Source organism: Nocardia sp. NPDC055029, assembly GCF_053608525.1.
On sequence record NZ_JBSGVQ010000018.1, the window covers coordinates 97,785 to 120,051 of the forward strand.

A 22,267-nucleotide genomic window follows, 5' to 3' on the forward strand; every position below is an offset into this window, starting at 1 on the left:
CCGGAGATCATCATGCAGCGCACAGTTTTCACCGATGAGCACGAGGCGTTCCGCAAGACGGCGCGCGCGTTCATCGAATCGCAGGTCGTTCCCGTGTACGAGCAGTGGTACGAGGCGGGCATCGTGCCGCGCGAGTTCTACCGCAGCCTGGCCGATCTGGGTGTTTTCGGTATCGAGGTGCCCGAGGAGTACGGCGGCGCCGGGATCGACTCGTTCAAGTTCCAGGCGATCCTCATGGAGGAAACCGCCCGTGCCGGTGTGTCTTTCGGTGGTTCGGGCGTGCACGTCGGGTTGTGCCTTCCCTATCTGAAGAACCTGGCGACCGACGAGCAGAAGCAGCGGTGGCTGCCGGGCTTCGTGTCCGGGGAGATGATGTTCGCCATCGCGATGACCGAGCCGGGCACCGGATCGGACCTGGCGGGCATGCGCACCACCGCGCAGCTGTCCGAGGACGGCACGCACTATGTGCTCAACGGTGCGAAGACGTTCATCACCGGCGGCGTCCATGCCGATCGGGTGATCGTCTGCGCCCGGACCGCTCCGCCGTCGGATTCCGATCGCCGCCACGGCATTTCGCTGTTCGTCGTCGACACGAAGTCGCCGGGGTACACCGTCGGACGCAAGCTCGACAAGCTCGGCTTGAAGGTGTCCGACACCGCCGAACTGTCCTTCACCGACGTGCGGGTGCCGGTCACCGATCTACTCGGCGAACCGCACCGGGGTTTCAGCTACCTCGGGCAGAACCTGCCGCAGGAGCGGCTGTCCATCGCGGTCGGCGCCTACGCCCAGGCCAAGTCCGCGATCCGGTTCGCGCTCGAATACACCAGCGGCCGCACCGTTTTCGGTCAGCCGGTGTCGCACTTCCAGAACACCAAGTTCGAGCTGGCGGCCTGCCGGGCCGAGGTCGACGCCGCCGAAGCCGTGGTCGACCGCGCGCTCGATGCCCTCGACCGCGGCGAACTGACCCCGGCCGATGCCGCCTCGGCGAAGCTGTTCTGCACCGAGATGGCCTCGCGGGTGATCGACCGCTGCCTGCAGCTGCACGGCGGGTACGGCTACATCAACGAGTACCCGGTGGCCCGGTTGTACGCCGACAACCGGGTGAACCGCATCTACGGCGGCACCAGCGAGGTGATGAAGATGATCATCGCCAAGGACATGGGCTTGTGACCGGCCCCGCGTACCTGGTCGACGGCGTCCGCACGCCGTTCGGCCGCTACGGCGGCGCGCTGGCCGCCGTGCGCCCCGACGACCTGGCCGCCCACGTGATCACCGCACTGACGCAACGGCTTCCGGCCGTCGACTGGGCGGCCGTCGACGACGTCGTGTTCGGGTGCGCGAACCAGGCGGGCGAGGACAATCGCAATGTCGCCCGGATGGCGGCACTGCTGGCGGGGCTGCCGGTGGATGTGCCGGGCGTGACCGTCAACCGGCTGTGTGCGTCGGGGCTGGACGCGGTCGGTTACGCGGCACGGGCGATCAAGGCCGGCGATGCGGATCTGGTGATCGCGGGCGGTGTCGAATCCATGACGCGGGCGCCCTACGTCCTGCCCAAAACCGGTGCTCCCTGGGAACGTTCGGCCCAGCTCGCCGACACCACGCTCGGCTGGCGGTTGGTGAACCCGCGGATGCGGGAGCGGTACGGCATCGACTCGATGCCCGAGACCGCCCAGCACGTCGCCGACGACTACGGCATCGCCCGCGCCGACCAGGACGCGTTCGCGCTGCGCTCCCAGCAGCGGGCGGCCGCGGCGATCGCGCGGGGCAGGCTGGCCCGCGAGATCACCGCGGTATCGGTCCCGCGGCGGCGGGGCGAACCCGTCCTCGTCGAGCGCGACGAGCATCCGCGCGAGACCAGCATCGAGGCGCTCGCCGGTCTGCGGGCCGTGGTGCCCGGCGGGTCGATCACCGCGGGCAACTCCTCGGGGATCAACGACGGTGCCGCCGCGGTGCTGCTGGCTTCGGAAGCCGCGGTGCGGCGCTACGGCCTGACGCCGCTGGCCGAGGTCGGCGCGGTCACGGTGGCCGGTGTGCCGCCGCGCACCATGGGGATCGGCCCGGTCCCCGCCGTCGAGAAGCTGCTCGCGCGAACAGGTCTTGGCATCGCCGACATCGACGTCGTCGAACTCAACGAGGCCTTCGCCGCGCAGGCGCTGGCCGTGCTGCGTGGACTCGGCCTGCCCGACGACGCCGAGCACGTGAACCCGAACGGCGGCGCCATCGCCCTCGGTCACCCGCTCGGGGCCAGCGGCGCGCGCCTGGCGCTCACCGCCGCCATCGAGCTCGCCGACCGGGAGGCCCGGCATGCCGTCGCCACGCTGTGCGTCGGCGTCGGGCAGGGCCTCGCGGTCCATCTCCACCGCAGCAGCCGACACTAGGAAACCCCGTGAATGCCACACTCTCCCTGGCGAGCATCCTCGCCGAACCGGCCCGCCGCCGCCCGGACCACCTCGCGCTGATCGAGGGCGAACACCGCATCACCTTCGCCGACCTGTGGCGGCAGGCGCGCGAACAGGCGGGCGCCCTGATCGCGCGCGGGGTCCGTCCCGGTGATCGGGTGGCGCTGCTGTGCCCGAACACCGCGGATTTCCCGCGCGCGTACTTCGCGATCCTCGCCGCAGGCGCGACGGTGGTGCCCGTGCACCTGCTGCTCACCGCACCCGAGATGGAGTACGTCCTGCGCGACAGCGGAGCGTCCCTGCTGATCTGTCATCCGATGGTGGCGCGGACCGGCGCCGCGGCGGCGAGTAGCGCGGGGATCGACATCGTCGCCCCCGACGAGCTCGTCGGCGAACCGATTCCGGCGTTCGTCTCGCGCGGGCCGCTCGACACCGCGGTGGTGTTCTATACCAGCGGCACCACCGGCACGCCCAAGGGCGCCGAGCTGAGTCACCTCAACATGGTGATGTGCGCGACGGTGAACACCTTCGACGCCAACGAGATCCACCGCGACGACATCGCCCTCGGCGCACTGCCGCTGTTCCATGTGTTCGGGCAGACGGTGTCGATGAACTCGCACTGGCGGGTCGGCGGCACGCTGGTGCTCATGCCGAGATTCGATGCGGCTGAAGCGGTCTCGTTGATGGCCGCGGAGAACGTCAACCTCTTCCACGGCGTGCCGACGATGTACATCGCGTTGATCGAGGCCGCGGCGAGCGCGCCGGAACTGCCCGCGCTGAAACTGTGCGTCAGCGGCGGCGCGGCGCTACCGGTGGCCGTGCTCGAGGACTTCGAACGGGTATTCCACGCACCGGTGCTCGAGGGCTACGGACTGTCGGAAACCTCGCCGACCGCGGCGGTCAACCAGCCGATCTACGGCACCGAGGCGGGCACCGTCGGACATCCGGTGTGGGGCGTCGACGTGGAGATCGCCGACCCCACGATCGCCGACCGGATCGTGTTGCTGCCCGTCGGGGAGACCGGTGAGGTGGTGGTGCGCGGGCACAACGTGTTCACCGGGTACACCGGCAGACCGGAAGCGACCGCGGCGGCGGTGGTCGACGGGTGGTTCCGCACCGGTGATCTGGGCACACGCGACGAGACCGGCCGGGTGCGGATCGTCGACCGGATCAAGGAGATGATCCTGCGCGGCGGATTCAACGTCTATCCGACCGAGGTCGAGGCGGCGCTGATGCGGCATCCGAGGATCGCGCAGGTCGCCGTGATCGGGGTGCCCGACGAGCATTACGGTGAGGAGATCGTGGCCGTCGTCGTCCCCGACGGTGAGCTGACCGAGCAGGACGTGATCGAGTTCGGCAGGGAACAGGTCGCCAGGTACAAGTACCCGCGCCGCGTCGAGTTCGTCACCGAACTCCCGCTCGGACCCACCCACAAAGTGCTCAAGCGCGAACTGCGCCGTCGATTCGGAGGAGCGGCATGACAACGGATTTCGCCGATTTCGACGCCCTGCGCGCCGCCGCGGGAACCGAACTCGGCCCCGGTGACTGGATCACGATCGATCAGGACCGGATCGACCGGTTCGCCGAGGCCACCGGTGATCACCAGTGGATCCACGTCGACCCGGTGCGAGCCGCCGCCGGCCCGTACGGCACGACCATCGCGCACGGCTTCCTCACGCTGTCGCTGATCGTGCCGATCACCCAGCAGGTGATGACCGTCAGCGCCGCGAGCGCCGCGATCAACTACGGCCTCGACCGGGTCCGCTTCCTGACACCGGTCCCGGTCGGCAGCCGGATCCGCGGCCGGGTCGCGCTCACCGAGGTCACCGAGGTGCCCGGCGGCGTGCAGGTACACCGGCGCGTCACGGTCGAACTCGAGGGCGCCGAACGGCCCGCCTGCGTGGCCGACGCCATCGCCCGCTACCTGAGCTGACCACGCCGACCGGCGGCACGGACGAGATCGTGCCGCCGGTCGCTAGTCGTCGTCGGCCAGGTACCGCTCGACCGTCTCCACCTTCGCGGTGAGCATGTCGGTGACGCCCGGCCGCAGATCGGCTTTCAGGACCAGGCTGCACCGCGGCGCGACCGCGAGAATCGCGTCGCAGGCCGCCTTCACCACGGCCATCACCTCGTCCCAGTCACCCTCGATCGTGGTGAACATCGCATCGGTGCGGTTCGGCAGCCCCGAGGCCCGCACCACGCGCACCGCCGCCGCCACGGCTTCCCCGACCGACCCGTCGGCCTTGGCCGCGCCACTGGGCGCCACGGAGAACGCGACAAGCATGGTGATCCTTTCGCTACGGGTACCCGGATCATCATGCCGCCCCGCCGGGCCCGCAACCGTGCGCCGACGCGCCGTGACCGCAGCGCGACCATTACCCTCTATCGCGTGGCGATATCCAAGGTCGAGCGGCTGATGAATCTGGTCATCGCGCTGCTGTCGACCCGGCAGTTCCTGAGCGCGGAGCGCATTCGCGCCAGCGTGGCCGGTTACGAGGACTCCGCGACCGACGAGGCGTTCAGCCGGATGTTCGAGCGCGACAAGAACGAACTGCGCGACCTGGGCATTCCGCTGGAAGTCGGTCCGGTGGGGCGCTTCTCGACACTCGAGGGATACCGGATCAACCGGGACGCCTACGAACTGCCCGACATCGACCTGTCCAGCGAGGAAGCGGCCGCGGTCGCGGTCGCCGTGCAGATGTGGGCGTCGCCGGAACTCGCGAGCGCCGCCGAGGGCGCGCTGCTGAAGCTGCGCGCGGCGGGCGTCACCGTCGAAACCGAGAACGTCGGGGTGTCGGTGCCCGCGGTCCCCGCCCGCACCCGCGGATCCGAGCCCGTGCTGCGCGAGCTGCTCGCCGCGATCGACGCCGGGCAGGCGGTGCGCTTCGGGCACCACAGCGCCGTCACCGATCCGTTCGTCACCCGGGATGTCGAGCCGTGGGGTGTGGTCACCCGGCACGGTCGCTGGTACCTGGTCGGGCACGATCGGGAGCGTGACGCCGTGCGGACCTTCCGGCTGTCCCGCATCGGCGGCGAGGTCACCCCGTACGGTCCGCACAACGCGGTCCGCAAACCCGAGGACGCCGACCTGCGCGCCATCGTCGACCGCGTCACCGGTGACGCGCCCGTCACCGGATCGGCCACCGTGTGGGTCGCCAAGGGCCGCGGACGCGAGCTGCGCCGCATCGGCACCGAGGTCGGCACCAGGGAACTCGGTGGCCGCGACGGGTCGGTCGTGGAAGTCCCGGTCCGCTCGCGCGACTGGGTGGCCCGCCTGATCACCGGCCTCGGCCCCGACGTGCTCGTGCTTGATCCACCGGAACTGCGCGCCGACGTGATGAACCGGCTACGGTCGGTACTCGACCACACGGAGGTGACGTCGTGAGTTCGCGCCTGTCCCTACGCCTTTCGCGCCTGTTGAACATGGTGCCGTACCTGCTCGCGCACCCGGGCATCAGCGCGGCCGAGGCTGCCGCCGAGCTCGGCGTGACCACCAAGCAGCTGATGAGCGACCTGAATCAGCTGTGGATGTGCGGGCTGCCCGGCTACGGGCCCGGCGACCTGATCGACCTGTCGTTCTCCGAGGAGAGCATCGAAGTCACCTTCTCCGCTGGCATCGAAAGGCCACTACGACTGACCTCCACCGAGGCGACCGCGCTACTGGTGGCGCTGCGCTCGATCGTGGAGATGCCGGGCATGGTCGACCCGACCGCCGCGCACGCCGCGATCGCCAAGATCGAATCGGCCATCGCCAGCAGCGACGCCGTCGTCACCGGCAAGCCCGTCGACGTGCCCGTGGAGCAGCCGGTCGTCGCCACCGTGCGCGCCGCGCTCGCCGACACCCGCGCCGTGCGCCTGGTCTACTACTCGGCCAGCCGCGACGAGGTCTCGGAGCGGATCGTCGACCCCATCCGGGTGGTGCTGGTCGACAACAACAGCTATCTGCAGGGTTGGTGCAGGCAGGCCGAGGGCGTCCGGCTGTTCCGGTTCGACCGGATCGAGGACGCCACCGAACTCGACGAACCCGCCCGCCCGCCCAGCCACGCCGCCACCGACGCGGCCGCCCTCGACCTGTTCCAGGACGATCCCGACGTGCCGCTGGCCAGGCTGCGGATCCGCGCCGACTACGCCTGGGTGCTCGACCAGTACCCGATGCACCGCATCCAGTCCAGGCCCGACGGCAGCATCGAGGCGGGCATGCGGTTCGCGACCGCGGACTGGATGGCGCGACTGCTGCTCGGCTTCGGCACGGGCGTGAGCGTGCTTGGCCCACCGGAGCTGGTGGCGGCGGTGCGTGACCGGGCCGATGCGGCACTGGCCGCGTACGCGGCCGCCGGACTGCCGGGGGAGACCGAACCCGCGTGAACCAGCGAGTACTGGTCCTCGGCGCCGGCAGCATCGGGGTCTTCATCGGCGGTCATCTGGCCGCGGCAGGCATGGAAGTGATCTTCGTCGGGCGTCAGCGCGTCCTCGACGACATCGCCGAGCACGGTCTGCACCTGACCGACCTCGACGGCGGCGTCACCGACGTCCCGCCCGACCGCTTCGGGCTGGCCCTGGAACCGGACGAACCGGAACTGGCCGACCTCGTCCTCGTCACCGTGAAATCCGCCGCCACCGCGGCCGTAGCCAGGACCGTCGCGGGCAGGCTGCGCCCCGGCACCCCGGTGGTGAGCCTGCAGAACGGCATCGGCAACGACACCCTGATCCGGGAGATCCTGCCCACCAGCATCGTGCTGGCGGGCATGGTGATGTTCAATGTCGTGCACCGCGACCACGGCCGTTTCCACCGGGCCAGCGACGGCGTCGTGGCGATCCAGGACGACCCGGTGGTCGACCGGTTCGCCGAGCGCTTCCGGGCCGCGGGCCTGCCGCTGCGCCGCCATCGCGACCTGCGTCCGGTGCAGTGGGCCAAGCTGCTGCTCAACCTGAACAACCCGATCAACGCGCTCTCGGGGCGTCCGCTGCGCGAAGAACTCGCCGAGCGTGACTACCGGCGCTGCCTCGCACTCACCCAGGCCGAAGCGCTCGCGGTGATGAACACTGCGCGAATTCGGCCCGCCCAGCTGACGCCGGTACCGCCCGAGCTGATGGTGCATCTGCTGCGTGTGCCCGACTCGATCTTCCGCCGGGTGTTCGGCCGGGTACTGGCCATCGACCCGCTCGCCCGCTCGTCCATGGCCGACGACCTTGCCCTGGGCAGACGCACGGAAATCGCGTGGCTGTGCGGTGAAATCGTGCGCCTCGGCGAGATGGTCGGGCGCCCGACGCCGGTCAACCGCAGGCTCACCGAGCTGATCCGCAATGCCGAATCGGGGGACACCCGACGGTTCAGCGGAAGCCGGTTGTTCGCGGAGCTGACCGGGGCGGCGGCCGCTGTGCAGGGTTGAACGCGTGGCGAACACCGCTGCGGGTGACCGGTCACCACCGCCGCAGTGCAGGTAGCATCGGTAATCACCACAGTCTTTGGAGGTATCTGATAATGGGCACGTTCAGCTGGACGCACCTGCTGATCATCGCGTTGCTGTTCGTCCTGCTCTTCGGCGCGAAGCGGCTGCCGGACGCGGCGCGCGGTCTCGGCCGGTCGCTGCGGATCTTCAAGAGCGAGGTCGGGCAGATGCAGTCGGAGTCGGCCACGCAGGCCAATCCGCCCGCCCCGCAGGCGCCGCAGCAGCAGCTGCCCGCGTCCGCCCCGCAGGCGCAGACCCCGATCGTCGAACCGCAGCCGGGCCAGAAGTCGGTCTGACCTCGGTGTTCACCCCGGAGCGCGGATAACGCTCCGGGGCTGAGTGCTGTTTCGCGAGCAACCGCCGACGTCGAGGGTTAGAGGCCACCACCCACCATGCGCATTCCGTTCGATCCACGGCGCAGCAAGCGCAGGACGAATCCCGACGGCACCATGTCGTTGGTCGAGCACCTGCAGGAACTGCGCACCCGGCTGTTGCTGGCGCTGGCCGCGATCGCGGTCACCACGCTGATCGGCTTCTTCTGGTACGCGCATTCCCTCTTCGGCCTCGAGAGCCTCGGCGAGATCCTGCGCGGGCCCTACTGTTCGCTGCCGGAATCGGCGCGCGCGAGCCTGAGCCCCGACGGCGCCTGCCGCCTGCTGGCGACCGCGCCGTTCGAGCAGTTCATGTTGCGCTTGAAGGTCGGCTTCACCGCGGGTGTGGTCATGGCGGCGCCGTTCTGGCTGTACCAGCTGTGGGCGTTCATCACCCCCGGCCTGTACGCCAAGGAACGCAAGTACGCGGTCGGGTTCGTTGTCTCGGGCACGGTGCTGTTCGTGACGGGCGCGGTGCTGGCCTACGTCGTCGTCTCGCACGCGTTGTCGTTCCTGTTGACCATCGGTGACAACGTCCAGATCACCGCGCTCAGCGGTACCCAGTACTTCGGCTTCATCATCCAGTTGCTGATCATCTTCGGCGTCAGCTTCGAGACGCCACTGGTGATCATCGGGCTGAACCTGGTCGGCGTGCTGCCCTACGTCAAGCTCAAGGCGTGGCGGCGCGGCATCATCTTCGGCCTGTTCGTCTTCGCCGCGATCGTGACACCGCAGGACCCGTTCTCGATGCTGGCGCTGGCCATCGCGCTGACGGTCCTGTTCGAGCTGGCGGTGCAGTTTGCCCGCTTCAACGACGCCCGCCGGGCCCGTCGCGCGGCGAACGAGGGCTGGGGCGCGCTCTCGGACGAGGAAGCCTCGCCGCTGGACACCCCGGAACCCGTCCGGCCCGCCGACCCGGTCGCCGACCCTGAGAAAACCACCCGTCCGGTGTCGGACTACTCCGATACGCTCTGACGGGTGACCGATTCTCCCGCGCGGGCCAACGAGTTGGCGCAGTTCGCCAGCGAAATCTCGTTCGATCTCGACCCATTCCAGCGGACCGCCTGCGCGGCGCTGGAAGACGGGCACAGCGTGCTCGTCTGCGCCCCGACCGGCGCGGGCAAGACGATCGTCGGTGAATTCGCGGTCCACATGGCGCTGGCCTCGGGCGGCAAATGCTTCTACACCACGCCGATCAAGGCACTGTCGAACCAGAAGTTCGCCGACCTGACCGCACGCTACGGCCGCGACAGCGTCGGCCTGCTCACCGGTGACCAGTCGATCAACCCCGACGCACCGGTGGTCGTGATGACCACCGAGGTGCTGCGCAACATGCTCTACGCGTCCTCGGATTCGCTGCGCGGACTGTCCTACGTGGTGATGGACGAGGTGCACTACCTGGCCGACCGGTTCCGCGGCGCGGTGTGGGAGGAAGTCATCCTGCACCTGTCGCCGGATGTGCGGCTGGTGAGTCTGTCGGCGACGGTGTCCAACGCCGAGGAGTTCGGCGCGTGGATGGAGACCGTGCGCGGCGACACCGCGGTGGTGGTCGACGAGACCAGGCCGGTGCCGCTGTGGCAGCACGTGATGGTCGGCAGGCGGATGTTCGACCTGTTCGACACGAAATCCAGCGACCAGAAGGTGCTGGTCGACGAAGACCTCGTGCGGTTCATCCGCCAGCGCGAAGCCGCCGACCGGATGCAGGGCTACGGCGGCCCGCGCGGTCGTGGCGCGCGCGGCAACTTCCGGCCGCTGCCGCGCCCTGAGGTGCTGGCCCGTCTCGACGAGGAAGGTCTGCTGCCCGCGATCACGTTCATCTTCAGCCGCGCGGGCTGCGACGGCGCGCTGGCGCAGTGCCTGCGGGCGCGACTCGACCTGAGCAGGCCGGACGAGGCCGAACGGATCGACGAGATCATCGAGAAGCACACCGGCGACCTGCCCAAGGGCGATCTGGAAGTGCTCGGCTACTGGGAATGGCGCGAGGCGCTGCACCGCGGGCTGGCCGCGCACCACGCGGGCATGCTGCCCGCGTTCCGGCACACCGTGGAGGAACTGTTCGTCAAGGGCCTGGTGCGCGCGGTTTTCGCCACCGAGACCCTGGCCCTCGGCATCAACATGCCGGCGCGGACCGTCGTGCTCGAGCGCCTGGTGAAGTTCAACGGTGAATCCCACGCCGAGCTGACCCCGGGCGAGTACACGCAGCTCACCGGGCGCGCGGGCAGGCGCGGCATCGACATCGAGGGTCACGCGGTGGTGCTGTGGCAGCCCGAGGTCGACACCAGCGCGGTCGCCGGCCTGGCCTCCACCCGCACCTACCCGCTGCGCAGCTCGTTCCGGCCGGGCTACAACATGTCGATCAACCTGATCGACCGGATGGGCGCGCAGGAGGCGCGGGCGCTGCTCGAGCGGTCCTTCGCCCAGTTCCAGGCCGACCGTTCGGTGGTCGGGCTGGTGCGTGGCATCGAACGCAATCAGGGCGCGATGCGCAAGCTGGAGAGTCAGCTCGGCGGCGTCGACGGCGGGTTCATGGAGTACCTGTCGTTGCGGGAGCGGATCAAGCAGCGCGAGCGCGAGATCCAGCAGCAGGGCAAGGCCGACCGGCGCGGCGCCGCGGTGAAAGCGCTGATCGAACTGCGCCGCGGTGACGTGGTGGCGATCCCGTCGGGCAGGCGAGCCGGGCTCGCGGTGATCCTGGAACCCGATCAGACCCCCGGCGACCCGCGTCCGCTGGTGCTCACCGAAGACCACTGGGCGGGCCGGGTCTCGGCGGCCGACTTCCCCGTTCCCGCCGAAGCGCTGGGCCACATGCGGTTGCCGCGGCGCGTCGATCACCGGACCGCCCGCATCCGTCGCGACCTCGCCTCGGCGCTGCGCAGCACCGGGATCTCCGCGCCGGGCAGGCGCAGGCGCAACGACCACACCCGCGCGGGCGAGGATCGTGAACTCTCGACCCTGCGCCGCAGCCTGCGCTCGCACCCGGCGCACACGCGGCCCGATCGGGAACAGCTCAGCCGCACCGGCGAGCGGTACGCCCGGCTCGCGCGCGAGACCGAGACGATGCGCCAGAAGGTTGCCGCGACGACGAATTCGCTGGCGCGCACCTTCGACCGGATCGTCGGGCTGCTCGAGGAACGCGGGTTCGTCGAGCGCGGTGAAGTGACCGCCGACGGCAGGCGCCTGGCCCGGATCTACGCCGAGAGCGATCTGGTCGTCGCCGAGGTGCTGCGGCAGGGGCTGTGGCGCGGACTCGGCCCGGCCGAGCTCGCCGCGGTGGTATCCACGCTGGTCTACGAGTCGCGCCAGGAGGGCGGCTTCCTGACCGCGTCCGGCCCGACCGAACCGATCCGCAGGGCGGTCGGCGCCACCATCGAGGTGTGGACGCAGCTGCGCGCCGACGAGGCGCGGCACAAGCTGCCGCCGACCCGCGAACCCGACCTCGGCTTCGTCACCGGCGTCTACAAGTGGGCCCGTGGTGACGCATTGGCCGAGGCGTTGCTGGCCAGCGGCGATCAGGGCACGCCGCTGTCGGCGGGTGATTTCGTGCGTTGGTGCAGGCAGGTCATCGACCTGCTCGACCAGATCCACAACACCGCCGACGATCCCGAGATCGCGGCCACCGCGGCCAAGGCCGTGCGCGCCGTCCGGAGGGGTGTCGTCGCGGTGGACGCCGCGTAGTCGATACGTCTGTGATTTGATTTCCTGGCGTACCGACCGTGATGGCGGAGTCGTGCGAAAGCGGCTGGCCTGGCGCGGGGGGCTACCGTATGTACAACGATGCGAGTGGAGGCGAGTGGATGAGCGGCCCGTACGGACCGAATGGCCCAGGGGAGGGAAGCAACGATCCCACCCAGCACTGGGGAGGTCAGCAAGGGGCCGGTGGCGCCGGTCCCACCCAGCACTGGGGTGGAGCGGCACAGCCACCGCAGCAGCCGCAGCAGGCCCAGCCCACCCAGCACTGGGGTGACCCGAACGCACAGCAGCAGCCGCAGCAGCAGTGGGGACAGCAGCCGCCCCAGCAGCCGCAGCAGCCCGGCCAGCAGCCGCAGTGGGGGCAGCAGCCGCAGCAGCCGACCGGTCCGCAGCAGCAGTGGGGCCAGACCCAGCCGCCGCCGCAGGACTGGAATGCCCAGGCGGGCAACGCCGGACAGCAGTGGGGCCAGCAGCAGCCCGCGCAGCAGTGGGGCCAGCAGCCGCAGCAGCAGTGGGGCCAGCAGCCCCAGCTGCAGCCGGCCTCCGGTGGCAAGGGCAAGGGCCTGGTGATCGGCCTCGTCGCGGCAGGCGTGCTGGTGCTCGCCGCCGTCGTCGCCCTGCTCCTGTTCGTGTTCTCCTCCGACGAACTCGACAATGCCGCGGTGCAGGACGGCGTCGCGCGCGTGCTGAAGGACTCCTACGGCATCGCCGACGTGACCGACGTGTCGTGCCCCTCCGGTCAGGCAGTGGAGGTCGACGCGACCTTCACCTGCGACCTGAAGGTCAGCGGCGAGGCGAAGAAGGTCACCGTCAAGATCACCAAGGACGACGGCACCTACGAGGTCGGCCGCCCGAACTAGGCTGCCGCACCCCAGGTTCCGGGCCGTCCGCGAGCACGCGGGCGGCCCGGTGTCGTCTCTGCGTCACCCGGCGCGGTGCACCGCCGTCAGCGCGGTGACCAGGCGGGTGATCGGGCTCTCGGCGTTGTAGGTGGTGGCCAGTTCGAGGAGCCGGTCCGGGTCGGCAGGGGTCGCGGGCAGGGTGTCCGGGCCGGACAGGATCACCTCGGCATCGCGCACGACCTGGACCACCGGCGCGGCGACCTTCAGATAGTCCTGTGCCGCAACCAGTTTCGCCCGCACACCCTTGGCCAGGTCGGAACCGGGGTCGTCCACCGCCGCCAGCAGCGCGTCCAGCGAGCCGAACTTCGAGATCAGCTGGGCGGCCGACTTGTCCCCGATGCCTGCGACACCGGGCAGGCCGTCGGAGGCGTCACCGCGCAGAGTGGCCATATCGGCGTAGGCCGGGCCCGCGTTCTGTTCGGGCACACCGTATTTCGCGGACACCTCGGCGGGTCCGAACAACTCGGCCTTGGCCAGCCCGCGGCCCGCGTAGAGGACCCGCACGGGCGGGGCCGGGTCGTCGCGGACCAGCTGCAGCAGGTCACGGTCACCGCTGACGACCACGACCGGATCCGTGCGTTCCCGGCTGGCGAGCGTGCCGAGCACGTCGTCGGCCTCTAGCCCCTCCGCGCCGCCGGTGCAGATGCCCGCCGCGGCGAGCACCTCCAGGATCATCTCCACCTGCGGGGTGAGCGTGTCGGGCACTTCCTCGGCGCCGGGCGCCGCGCCGCTGCTGGTGTCGAGCCGGTGCGCCTTGTAGGACGGCACCAGCGCGACCCGGAACGGTGGCCGCCAGTCCAGGTCGAGCCCGACGACGAGCCTGCTCGGCCGGTGCTTGGTGATCAGCGAGGCCACCATGTCGGTGAAACCGCGCAGCGCGTTCACCGAGCGCCCGTCTGCGCCCCTGAGCTTGTCGGGAATCGCGTAGTAGGCGCGGAACCAGAGGCTGGCGCCGTCGAGGATCAACAGGGGTCCGCGGGAGGTCTGGTCAACGGTCACACCGGTGATTGTGCCCCGAAGGCGGGTCCCGGTGCCCGTGACGGCGCCGTCCTGGTCGCGACGGGACCGTGTGGCACGATCCGATTCCGCTCCGGTTGCCGATACTGCGACGGTGGGTGCGGGGCGGGTAACGTCGCATCCCATGAGCGCGCAGACGGAGGCAAGGTTCGCGGCGGAGGTCTACGGCAGGCGACTGGAGCGGGCGGTCGAGGGGATGCGCGCGGCGCATCTGGACGCCCTGCTCATCACGCCGGGCCCCGACCTGCAGTATCTGATCGGTTCGAGGGCCCAGTCCTTCGAGCGGCTCACCTGCCTGGTGATCACCTCCGACGGGGCGACCCCGGCGGTCGTGATCCCGAAACTCGAGCTGGCGTCGCTGGCGGAGTCGGCAGCCGGTGAACTCGGGTTGCGGGTGCTGGACTGGGTCGACGGCATCGATCCCTACCAGCTGGTGCACTCGACGCTGCACGCCGGTTCCCGCATCGCCGTTGCCGAGACCATGCCCGCGCTGCACCTGATCCCGCTGGCCCAGTCCACCACCGGTCTGCCCGCCTCGGCGACACCGGTGCTGCGGCGATCGCGGATGATCAAGGACGACGCCGAGATCGCGGCGCTGCGCCGGGCGGGCGCGGCCATCGACCGGGTGCATGCCCGGATGGGGGAGTTCCTGCGCCCGGGGCGCACCGAAGCCGAGGTCGCCGCCGACATCACCGCCGCGATCATCGAGGAGGGCCACACCGAGGCGGCGTTCGTGATCGTCGGCAGCGGCCCGCATGGCGCCGACCCGCACCACGAGGTCTCCGATCGGACGATCGAGAAGGACGACGTGGTCGTCATCGACATCGGCGGTCCGGTCGAGCCCGGCTACTTCTCCGACTCCACCCGCACCTATGTGCTCGGCACCCCGGGCAAGCAGGTCGCCGAGCAGGTGGCCCTGCTCGAGGCCGCCCAGGCGGCCGCTGTGGCCGCTGTGCGCCCCGGGGTGACCGCGGAGTCCATCGACGCCGCCGCGCGCACGATGCTGGCCGAGGCGGGCCTAGGCGATGCCTTCGTGCACCGCACCGGCCACGGCATCGGCCTGTCGGTGCACGAGGAGCCCTACATCGTGGCGGGCAACGACCTGGTGCTCGAGCCCGGCATGGCGTTCAGCATCGAACCGGGCATCTACTTCCGCGGCAAGTGGGGCGCCCGCATCGAGGACATCGTGGTGGTCACCGAGGACGGCGCCGAGTCGATGAACAACCGCCCGCACGGTCTGACGGTGCTGTAAGCGGTTCGCGCAGAGACAATGTCAGGGCGTGGGCAGGCGCCCGCGCGGTGCGGTCTGGCGCAGGCTATTTCAGCGTGCTCGACGACAGCACCCGGCGCACCTGGATCGCGACGACGACACGCGTCGGGTTCTCGCGCGGCACCCGGTAGCGCTCGGTATAGCGGCGCACGGCCTCCGCGACGTCGTCGGCCTCGCCGAGTACCGTCGCGGGCCCCTCGAGCGTGAGCCAGCGCGCACCGTCGACCTGGCTCACCGCCGCATAGCCACCGCGTCCGGCATTGCGTGCCTTCACCGACGCGCCGTCGGTGATCACGCGGGCGATTCCGCTCTCGGGATCCCAGGTGAAGCCCACCGCGACCACGTGCGGAGTCCCGTCGGCGCGCAGGGTGGTGAGGGTGGCGAGGTGCCGCTCGGCGACGAATTCGAGGGCGGCGGGGGAGAGTTGTGCGGTGGCGGTCGGCATGGGGAAACGGTAGCCGGGCCCATCGGGGGCCGGGTCCGCGGGTTTCGGCCCGCGACCTGGATCTGCGACCTCGGCCGGATCGGGCAGACTGACCCCATGGGAAAGCAGCAGAACGACGGGCCGGTGCTGGTCTTGGGCGGGCGCAGTGAGATCGGCCTCGAGGTGGCGCGCAGACTGGCCCCCGGACGCGTGGTGATCCTGGCCGCGCGCCGGTCCGACACGCTGGACGCCGAGGTCGAGCAGATGCGCGCGGCGGGCGCGAGCGCCGTCCACACCGTGGAATTCGACGCCGACGACACCGCCGCCCACGCACCGCTGCTGGACAAGCTCGCCGCCGAACACGGTGGCATCGCGACCGCGGTCCTCGCCTTCGGCGTCCTCGGCGATCAGGAGCGCGCCGAGCACGACCCGGCGCACGCGGTCGCCGTCGTGCACACCGACTTCGTCGCCCAGGTCAGCGTGCTGACCACCCTCGCCACCCTGATGCGGGCCCAGGACGCCGGACAGATCGTCGTCTTCAGCTCCATCGCGGGCGTCCGCGTGCGCCGGGCGAATTACGTCTACGGTGCGGCCAAAGCAGGCCTGGACGGCTTCGCCAGCGGCCTCGGTGACGCCCTGCACGGCACCGGCGTGCAGCTGCTGCTCGTCCGGTCCGGTTTCGTGATCGGCCGCATGACCACCGGCATGGACCCCGCGCCGCTGTCGAGCACGCCCGATCAGGTCGCCGACGCCGTCGTGCGCGGCCTGGACAAGGGCGCGACCAGGGTCGCGGTGCCCGGCAAGCTCGCCGTGGCATTCTTCGTGATGCGGCTGGTACCGCAGTTCGTCTGGCGCCGGATGCCGCGGTGACCGACGCGGCGTGGGCCGGTCGGCCCATCGTGGTGGTCGGGATCGGCGCCGACGGCTGGTCCGGGCTCGGTGAGACCGCGCGGACGGCGATCCTGGAGTGTGACGTCGTGTTCGGCTCGCCGCGTCAACTGGCCTTGCTCCCGCCCGGCGCTGCCGAACAGGTGCCGTGGCCGAGCCCGCTGCTGCCCGCCCTGCCGGAGTTGTTCGCGCGCAACGCCGATCGCCGTATCGGCGTCCTGGCCAGCGGTGACCCCATGTTCTACGGCATCGGCGTCACCCTGGCCCGTCGCTTCGGCGCGAGCGCGCTGCGCGTGTTCCCGCAACCGTCCTCGGCGTCGCTGGCGTGCGCGCGACTCGGCTGGCCGCTGGCCGAGACCCCCGTGGTGAGCGTGGTTGCCCGGCCGTTGCCGACGGTCCTGCCCGAGTTGGCCGACCGCCGCCGCGTCCTGGTGCTCAGTGAGGACGAGTCCACCCCGGCCCAGCTGGCACAGTTGTTGTCCGACAACGGGTTCGGTGACTCCACGCTGACCGTCCTCGAACAACTCGGCGGCCCCGCCGAACGCCTGCTCACCGGCACCGCGACGAACTGGGCTCACCCCCACGGCGACCCGCTCAACATCGTCGCCGTCGACTGCGCCGCCGCCCGGGGCCGCCGCCGCGACACCCGCCTGCCCGGCCTGGCCGACACGGCCTTCACCGGCGACGGGCAGCTCACCAAAGCCGAGGTCCGCGCGCTCACCGTCACCGCGCTGGCACCGGCGCCGGGAGAATTGCTGTGGGATGTCGGCGGGGGATCGGGGAGCATCGCCATCGAATGGTGCCGCACGCATCCGCTGTGCCGTGCTGACACCTTCGAACGCCTTCCCGCGCGCCGTGCACAGATCGCGGCGAATGCCACCGCGCTCGGCGTCCCCGGAATAACGATCCGCGGCGAAGTGCGCTCAGAGTTTGCCGACGCGGAATTTCCCGCGCCGGACGCGATATTTCTCGGTGGCGGTCTGACCCAGGACGGCGTGTTCGCGCAGTGCTGGCAGCGCCTGCGCCCCGGCGGCAGGCTGGTCGCCAACGCGGTCACCGCGGAATCGGAAGCACAGCTGCTGGACTGGTCAGCCACCTACGGTGGGGTCCTGCGAAAATTTCAGGTCTACCGTGGCGAAGCACTCGGTGGGTTCACGGCCTGGCGGCCGCACCTGCCGGTCGCCCAGTGGATCGTCGGAAAACCCGCTGGTTAGCGGTGGATAAGCGCGTGGGTTCGATCACAGGCAGATCACGCGCAGATCACGGTGAAACCGTTCATGCAGGGTCGTGACGCCATGAAAGTTACGAACCGAAGGTGTAAAACGTGTGCCTCGGGGGTAGGGTCGTGGCCGTTCCGGTAAATCCCTCGGTTCGTTTTTATCCATGATGGGGAGTTACATGAAGTACTCGAAGTTCACCGCCCCCGCGGTGCAGGACACCGCTACCGCAGGCACCGGCGGCTCGTCGCCGGTCGGCGCGGGTTCGGCCGGCGTCGGTAGGCAGCCCTGAGGGTCCTGATCCTCGGCGGCACGGGCGAAGCCCGGGAGCTGGCCCGGATCGCATCCGACGAGCGGGGCCTCGACATCGTGTCGTCCCTCGCCGGACGGGTCGCTCATCCGCGGCTGCCGGTCGGTCCGGTACGCATAGGCGGTTTCGGTGGTGTCGAGGGCCTCCGAACCTGGCTGCGCGAGAACGCGATCGACGCCGTCGTGGACGCGACCCATCCCTTCGCGGCCCAGGTCAGCACCCATGCGGCCACCGCCGCGGACGAACTCGGCATTCCCGCGCTGCACCTGCGGCGGCCGGAATGGGTGCAGCGCCCCCGCGACCTGTGGACGCGCGTGCCCGATCTGATGTCGGCGGCCGCGGCGCTGGCCCCCCACGGTGAGCGGGTGCTGCTCACCATCGGCCGCCAGGGTGTCGGCGCGTTCGCCGGCTGCGCCCGGCATCGGTTCGTCATCCGCTCGATCGACGCCCCCGCGGCTCCGCTGCCCCCGCGCTACGAATTGCTGCTGGCGCGTGGACCGTTCACCTTCGACGACGAACTCGTCCTGATGTCACGGCATCGGATCGATGTGCTCGTCACCAAGAACAGCGGTGGTGAACAGACCGAGGCGAAGATCATCGCCGCCCGCACCGCCGGGCTCCCTGTCGTGATGATCGACCGGCCGCCGCTGCCCGTCGGCGCGGTGACGGTCGACGAGGTCGCCGCCGCCGTGGATTGGCTGCACGACGCCGCCTCGCATCGGGTGCGCTGACCGCGGGTCAGACCGTGTTCGGCGGGGTGAAGATGCGCGGGAGCTGGTCGAACCAGTGCAGCACCGCGCGTTCGTAGGCGATGCCGAATTCGAGGGTGGCGCGCTGGTGCGGCGCGAGGGCGGTCGGGTCCTCGTCGAGGTAGCGGTCGAGGCGATCCTGATGGATGTTGCGGTTGGCGGCGATGATCCGATCGCGATGGGCAGGTTCGAGGTGCTCGCCGAAGGACAATGTCAGCAGCAGCGGCACCCGGATCGTCTCGGCGCCCGGATCGCGGGCGATCCACTCGGCGAACGCCTCACGCCCGGTGTCGGTGATCCGGTACGGCGTGCGCTCCCTGGCGCCCCGCTCGCCCTTGGTCACCAGGCCTGCCGAATCCATGGCGGACAGTTCGCGATACACCTGACTCTGGGTGATGGTCCAGAAGTCGCCGATGCGGAGCTGGGCCTGGGTGGCCAGGTCCCAGCCCGACATCGGACCTTCGTGCAGGAACCCGAGTAGCGAGGCCGCGGTGGAGTTCAGCGGGCGGCGTCGAGTCGCGGTATCGGTCAACGGTCAACTCCCTTCGAACTACATTCCTAAGTGGAATGTTACGCCCTGGGTGTGTCGGCAACCAAGAATGCCGGTGTCGCGCGGGGTTCGCTACTCGCCGGTGCCGTACCGGCGCGCCGTGAACACCCTGGTGCCCTCGGCGGTGTCGAAGGCGGTCGTGGTGGACGCGCCGATGATGAGCAGCGTACGCATGTCCACCACGTCGGGATCGAGCTCGCCCAGGGTGATCACCCGGACCGACTCGGTCGGGCCGCCGACATCGCGACCCAGCACCACCGGCGTCTCCGGCGGCCGGTGCGCGAGCAGGACATCGCGCATCGCGCCGACCTGCCAGCGACGCTGCGAGGAGGCCGGGTTGTAGATCGCGATCGCCATATCCGCGGCCGCGACCGCCGAAAGTCGTTGGACGACAATATCCCACGGCTTGAGCCGGTCCGAGAGCGAGATCATCGCGTAGTCGTGCCCGAGTGGCGCGCCAACGCGACTGGCGACGGCGTTGGCCGCGGTCAGCCCGGGCAGCACCCGAACCGGCACATCCTTGAACTGCGGTTCGGCCGACACCTCCAGCACCGCGGCGGCCATCGCGAAGACACCGGGATCGCCCGAGGACACCACCGCGACCCGCGCGCCCCGCTTGGCCAGATCCAGTGCCATGGCGGCCCGTTCGGATTCGACCTTGTTGTCGCTGGCGTGCCTGCGCTGACCCGGCCGCTCGGGGACGCGGTTGATGTAGGTGGTGTAGCCGACCAGATCGGTCGCTTCCGCCAGCGCCGCGGTGACTTCCGGCGTTGTCCACGCGGTATCGCCGGGGCCGAGTCCGACGACAACGACTTCGCCCTGCTGGCCGCCGGTATCGCCGCCTGCGAGTTCGGCCTGGGCGGCGGTGACGGTCTCGGCGGGTGCGGACGTCGTCGGCGCGGCGAGGCCGCCGCCGGTCGGCGCCGCGTCGACAAGGGCGCCGGCCGCAGGCTCGGTGGTGGCCGATTCGGGGCGGCCTGCGTCGGCGGGGGCGCCCGGCGTTACCGACCTGCTGTCCAGCGCGGTCGCGGGCTGCGAGCGGGTGACGATCGGCGTCGTCGGCGTCGGCCCCGGCACAAGGGTGATGGCGAAGTACGGCACGTCGGCGTCGTCGACATCGGCGGCCGGGAGGACGCGTTCGCGCGTGCTGCTCGCGCGTTCGACGTAGTAGGCGTCGGCGAGCCGTCCGGAGTCCGAGAGTGCCTGGCGCACACCGGGATAGGTGCGGCCCAGCTTCATGATGGCGGCCGCTTCGGTGTTGCGCAGGCGCTCGGTCAGCTGGTCGACGGGCATGGTTCCGGGCAGCACGGTGAGCACCTGCTCGCCCTCGACGAGCGGGGTGCCCAGGGCGGCCGAGGCCGCGCTGACCGAGGTGATGCCGGGAACGATCTCGGCCTCGAACCGGTCGGCCAGGCGCCGGTGCATGTGCATGTAGGAGCTGTAGAACAGCGGGTCACCCGCGGCGAGCAGCGCGACGGTGCGCCCCGCAGCGAGGTGCGTGGCGAGCCGGGCGGCGGCCTGCTCGTAGAACTCGTCGATGGCGCCCTGGTAGCCGCCGGGATGGTCGGTGGTCTCGGTGGTCACCGGGTAGACCAGGTGCTCCTCGATCTGGCCTTCCCGCAGGTACGGCGCCGCGATGCCGCGCGAGATGCTGCGTCCGTGGCGCGCGCTGTGGAACGCGACGACGTCGGCTTCGGCGATGAGGCGGGCCGCCTTCACCGTCACCAGTTCGGGATCGCCGGGGCCGAGGCCGATACCCCACAGTTTGCCGGTGCTGATCTCACTCACTCCTGTTCGCTCCCAATCGCGTTGAGCGCCGACGCGGTGATCGCGCTGCCACCCCGCCTGCCGCGCACGGTGAGGAACTCGATCCCACCGAAGTCGATCAGCGCCTGCTTGGATTCGGCGGCGCCGATGAAACCGACCGGAATGCCGATGATGGCGGCGGGCCTCGGTGCGCCTGCGTCGAGCATGTCGAGCAGGTGGAACAGCGCGGTGGGGGCGTTGCCGATGGCGACGACGGCGCCGTCGAGCTGGTCGCGCAGCAGTTCCAGCGCCGCCACCGATCTGGTGTTGCCCAGCTGCGCGGCCAGCGCCGGGACGCGCGGGTCGGCGAGGTTGCAGAGCACGGGATTGTCGGCGGGCAGGCGCTTGCGGGTGACGCCGGAGGCGACCATGTTGGCGTCGCAGAGGATCGGCTTGCCCGCGTGCAAGGCGGCGCGCGCCGCCGCGACCACCCCGGGGGAGTAGGCGATGTCACCGGCCAGGTCGACCTGTCCGCAGCCGTGGATCATCCGGACGGCCACCCGCTCGATCTCGGCGGGGAAACCGGCTAGATCGGCTTCGTCGCGAATCGTCGCGAACGAGCGCCGATAGATCTCGGCCCCGTCGGTGAGGTAGCTGGCACGCACGTCGGACATGCGGTCAACCCTAGAACCTGGGCCGGACGTGGTGTTCGTCGCGGGTCGCTCCGGTGCGCGGGCGCGCGATCTCAGGTGCGTGGCCGCTCGAGGATGCGCGACATCACCAGTGAGCTGCGCGTGCGACCGACCCGCGCGTTCTCCCTGATCCGTTCGACCGTCACCTCGATCTCGGCCATGTCGGTGGCCATCACGTGCACGAGCGCGTCGGCCTCGCCCGCGATCGTCCAGACGCCGACGACCTGCGGGATCGGTTCCAGCGTTCGCCGCAGTTCGGCGGGGGAGATGTTGTCGCGGTAGTAGACCTCCACGTACGCCTCGGTCTTCCAGCCCAGCGCCGCCGGATTGACCTGCGCGGTGAATCCGGTGATCTGCCCGCTGGCGACCATCTTGTCGACCCGCCGCTTTACCGCGGGCGCCGAGAGCCCCACCACCGAGCCGATCTCCTGAAACGAGGCACGCGCGTGGGTGAGCAGCACTGCCAGGATGCGCCGATCGAGATCGTCCACGTCACTCCTCCCTTGCCTGGACGCAATGATTCCCCATTCTCGCACCAGAATGCGCAACGAATCGGTGTTCCCCGTGCAATGCGACGACATTTACCTTCGTA

22 protein-coding genes are annotated in these 22,267 nt (G+C 70.3%); 15 read left to right on the forward strand and 7 right to left on the reverse strand.

The window, feature by feature from the left end:
• Positions 1–12 precede the first annotated feature (12 nt).
• Genes ACWF9G_RS17825 through ACWF9G_RS17840 form a run of 4 tightly spaced genes read left to right on the forward strand, consistent with a single transcriptional unit; the run spans position 13 to position 4,332 of the window.
• Entirely contained in the window at positions 13–1,170 is a 1,158-nt protein-coding gene (locus ACWF9G_RS17825) for an acyl-CoA dehydrogenase family protein (protein WP_452516472.1), read from the forward strand.
• The gene (gene pcaF / locus ACWF9G_RS17830; RefSeq protein ID WP_452516474.1) at positions 1,167–2,378 is read left to right on the forward strand and encodes a 3-oxoadipyl-CoA thiolase; all 1,212 of its coding nucleotides are present in this window, start codon (positions 1,167–1,169) and stop codon (positions 2,376–2,378) included. The genes ACWF9G_RS17825 and pcaF overlap by 4 nt, the downstream gene beginning before the upstream one ends.
• A gap of 8 nt (positions 2,379–2,386) precedes the next feature.
• Positions 2,387–3,880 carry a long-chain-fatty-acid--CoA ligase gene (locus tag ACWF9G_RS17835; protein ID WP_452516476.1) on the forward strand — a complete coding sequence of 498 codons (1,494 nt, stop codon included), beginning with the start codon at positions 2,387–2,389 and terminating at the stop codon, positions 3,878–3,880.
• Positions 3,877–4,332 (forward strand): MaoC family dehydratase, encoded by a 456-nt coding sequence (locus tag ACWF9G_RS17840; RefSeq protein ID WP_452516478.1) that lies wholly within the window; start codon positions 3,877–3,879, stop codon positions 4,330–4,332. The genes ACWF9G_RS17835 and ACWF9G_RS17840 overlap by 4 nt, the downstream gene beginning before the upstream one ends.
• A 42-nt stretch (positions 4,333–4,374) precedes the next feature.
• Here ACWF9G_RS17840 and ACWF9G_RS17845 read toward each other — a convergent pair whose 3' ends face one another.
• Positions 4,375–4,683 carry a thiamine-binding protein gene (locus tag ACWF9G_RS17845; protein WP_379309182.1) on the reverse strand — a complete coding sequence of 103 codons (309 nt, stop codon included), beginning with the start codon at positions 4,681–4,683 and terminating at the stop codon, positions 4,375–4,377.
• 105 nt (positions 4,684–4,788) lie between these two features.
• On the opposite strand from ACWF9G_RS17845, the gene ACWF9G_RS17850 reads away from it, so the two are divergent.
• The 7 genes from ACWF9G_RS17850 to ACWF9G_RS17880 all read left to right on the forward strand — a co-directional run bounded on the left by ACWF9G_RS17850 (position 4,789) and on the right by ACWF9G_RS17880 (position 12,770).
• Positions 4,789–5,784 (forward strand): helix-turn-helix transcriptional regulator, encoded by a 996-nt coding sequence (locus tag ACWF9G_RS17850; RefSeq protein ID WP_452516479.1) that lies wholly within the window; start codon positions 4,789–4,791, stop codon positions 5,782–5,784.
• Positions 5,781–6,764 (forward strand): helix-turn-helix transcriptional regulator, encoded by a 984-nt coding sequence (locus ACWF9G_RS17855; protein ID WP_379309180.1) that lies wholly within the window; start codon positions 5,781–5,783, stop codon positions 6,762–6,764. Before ACWF9G_RS17850 ends, ACWF9G_RS17855 begins: the two co-directional genes overlap by 4 nt.
• Positions 6,761–7,789, forward strand: a complete 1,029-nt coding sequence (locus tag ACWF9G_RS17860; protein WP_379309179.1) for a 2-dehydropantoate 2-reductase — start codon at positions 6,761–6,763, stop codon at positions 7,787–7,789. Before ACWF9G_RS17855 ends, ACWF9G_RS17860 begins: the two co-directional genes overlap by 4 nt.
• Before the next feature lie 92 nt (positions 7,790–7,881).
• Positions 7,882–8,145, forward strand: coding sequence for a Sec-independent protein translocase subunit TatA (tatA, locus tag ACWF9G_RS17865; protein ID WP_378850534.1), 264 nt, complete (start codon positions 7,882–7,884; stop codon positions 8,143–8,145).
• A 96-nt stretch (positions 8,146–8,241) separates the two neighbouring features.
• On the forward strand, positions 8,242–9,195 hold the full coding sequence (gene tatC, locus ACWF9G_RS17870; RefSeq protein WP_379309178.1) for a twin-arginine translocase subunit TatC: 954 nt from the start codon (positions 8,242–8,244) through the stop codon (positions 9,193–9,195).
• 3 nt (positions 9,196–9,198) lie between these two features.
• Positions 9,199–11,895, forward strand: coding sequence for a DEAD/DEAH box helicase (locus ACWF9G_RS17875; protein ID WP_452516481.1), 2,697 nt, complete (start codon positions 9,199–9,201; stop codon positions 11,893–11,895).
• Positions 11,896–12,014: 119 nt separating this feature from the next.
• Positions 12,015–12,770 (forward strand): DUF4333 domain-containing protein, encoded by a 756-nt coding sequence (locus ACWF9G_RS17880; RefSeq protein ID WP_379309176.1) that lies wholly within the window; start codon positions 12,015–12,017, stop codon positions 12,768–12,770.
• 63 nt (positions 12,771–12,833) lie between these two features.
• Here the strand turns inward: ACWF9G_RS17880 and ACWF9G_RS17885 are convergent, their stop codons facing one another.
• Positions 12,834–13,811 carry a 5'-3' exonuclease gene (locus ACWF9G_RS17885; RefSeq protein ID WP_379309175.1) on the reverse strand — a complete coding sequence of 326 codons (978 nt, stop codon included), beginning with the start codon at positions 13,809–13,811 and terminating at the stop codon, positions 12,834–12,836.
• Between the two features lie 142 nt (positions 13,812–13,953).
• Here ACWF9G_RS17885 and ACWF9G_RS17890 point away from each other — a divergent pair, with 142 nt between their 5' ends.
• The gene (locus ACWF9G_RS17890) at positions 13,954–15,081 is read left to right on the forward strand and encodes a M24 family metallopeptidase (RefSeq protein WP_452516484.1); all 1,128 of its coding nucleotides are present in this window, start codon (positions 13,954–13,956) and stop codon (positions 15,079–15,081) included.
• Between the two features lie 64 nt (positions 15,082–15,145).
• Here ACWF9G_RS17890 and ACWF9G_RS17895 read toward each other — a convergent pair whose 3' ends face one another.
• Positions 15,146–15,544 (reverse strand): PPOX class F420-dependent oxidoreductase, encoded by a 399-nt coding sequence (locus tag ACWF9G_RS17895; protein ID WP_452516485.1) that lies wholly within the window; start codon positions 15,542–15,544, stop codon positions 15,146–15,148.
• 96 nt (positions 15,545–15,640) lie between these two features.
• On the opposite strand from ACWF9G_RS17895, the gene ACWF9G_RS17900 reads away from it, so the two are divergent.
• The 3 genes from ACWF9G_RS17900 to ACWF9G_RS17910 all read left to right on the forward strand — a co-directional run bounded on the left by ACWF9G_RS17900 (position 15,641) and on the right by ACWF9G_RS17910 (position 18,669).
• Complete coding sequence (locus ACWF9G_RS17900; RefSeq protein WP_452516487.1) at positions 15,641–16,393, forward strand: SDR family NAD(P)-dependent oxidoreductase; 753 nt, start codon at positions 15,641–15,643, stop codon at positions 16,391–16,393.
• Positions 16,372–17,625, forward strand: a complete 1,254-nt coding sequence (gene cbiE / locus ACWF9G_RS17905) for a precorrin-6y C5,15-methyltransferase (decarboxylating) subunit CbiE (RefSeq protein ID WP_452516515.1) — start codon at positions 16,372–16,374, stop codon at positions 17,623–17,625. Before ACWF9G_RS17900 ends, cbiE begins: the two co-directional genes overlap by 22 nt.
• Before the next feature lie 291 nt (positions 17,626–17,916).
• Positions 17,917–18,669: a cobalt-precorrin-6A reductase gene (locus ACWF9G_RS17910; RefSeq protein WP_452516517.1), complete on the forward strand. Its 753-nt coding sequence runs from the start codon at positions 17,917–17,919 to the stop codon at positions 18,667–18,669.
• Between the two features lie 7 nt (positions 18,670–18,676).
• Here the strand turns inward: ACWF9G_RS17910 and ACWF9G_RS17915 are convergent, their stop codons facing one another.
• The 4 genes from ACWF9G_RS17915 to ACWF9G_RS17930 all read right to left on the reverse strand — a co-directional run bounded on the left by ACWF9G_RS17915 (position 18,677) and on the right by ACWF9G_RS17930 (position 22,166).
• A complete protein-coding gene (locus ACWF9G_RS17915) occupies positions 18,677–19,219 on the reverse strand; it encodes a PadR family transcriptional regulator (protein WP_452516489.1) in 543 nt (180 codons plus the stop codon).
• A 90-nt stretch (positions 19,220–19,309) separates the two neighbouring features.
• A complete protein-coding gene (gene cobJ, locus ACWF9G_RS17920; RefSeq protein ID WP_452516491.1) occupies positions 19,310–21,025 on the reverse strand; it encodes a precorrin-3B C(17)-methyltransferase in 1,716 nt (571 codons plus the stop codon).
• Positions 21,022–21,657: a precorrin-8X methylmutase gene (locus tag ACWF9G_RS17925; protein ID WP_452516493.1), complete on the reverse strand. Its 636-nt coding sequence runs from the start codon at positions 21,655–21,657 to the stop codon at positions 21,022–21,024. The genes cobJ and ACWF9G_RS17925 overlap by 4 nt, the downstream gene beginning before the upstream one ends.
• A 71-nt stretch (positions 21,658–21,728) precedes the next feature.
• Entirely contained in the window at positions 21,729–22,166 is a 438-nt protein-coding gene (locus ACWF9G_RS17930) for an Lrp/AsnC family transcriptional regulator (RefSeq protein WP_379309169.1), read from the reverse strand.
• Positions 22,167–22,267: the final 101 nt, after the last annotated feature.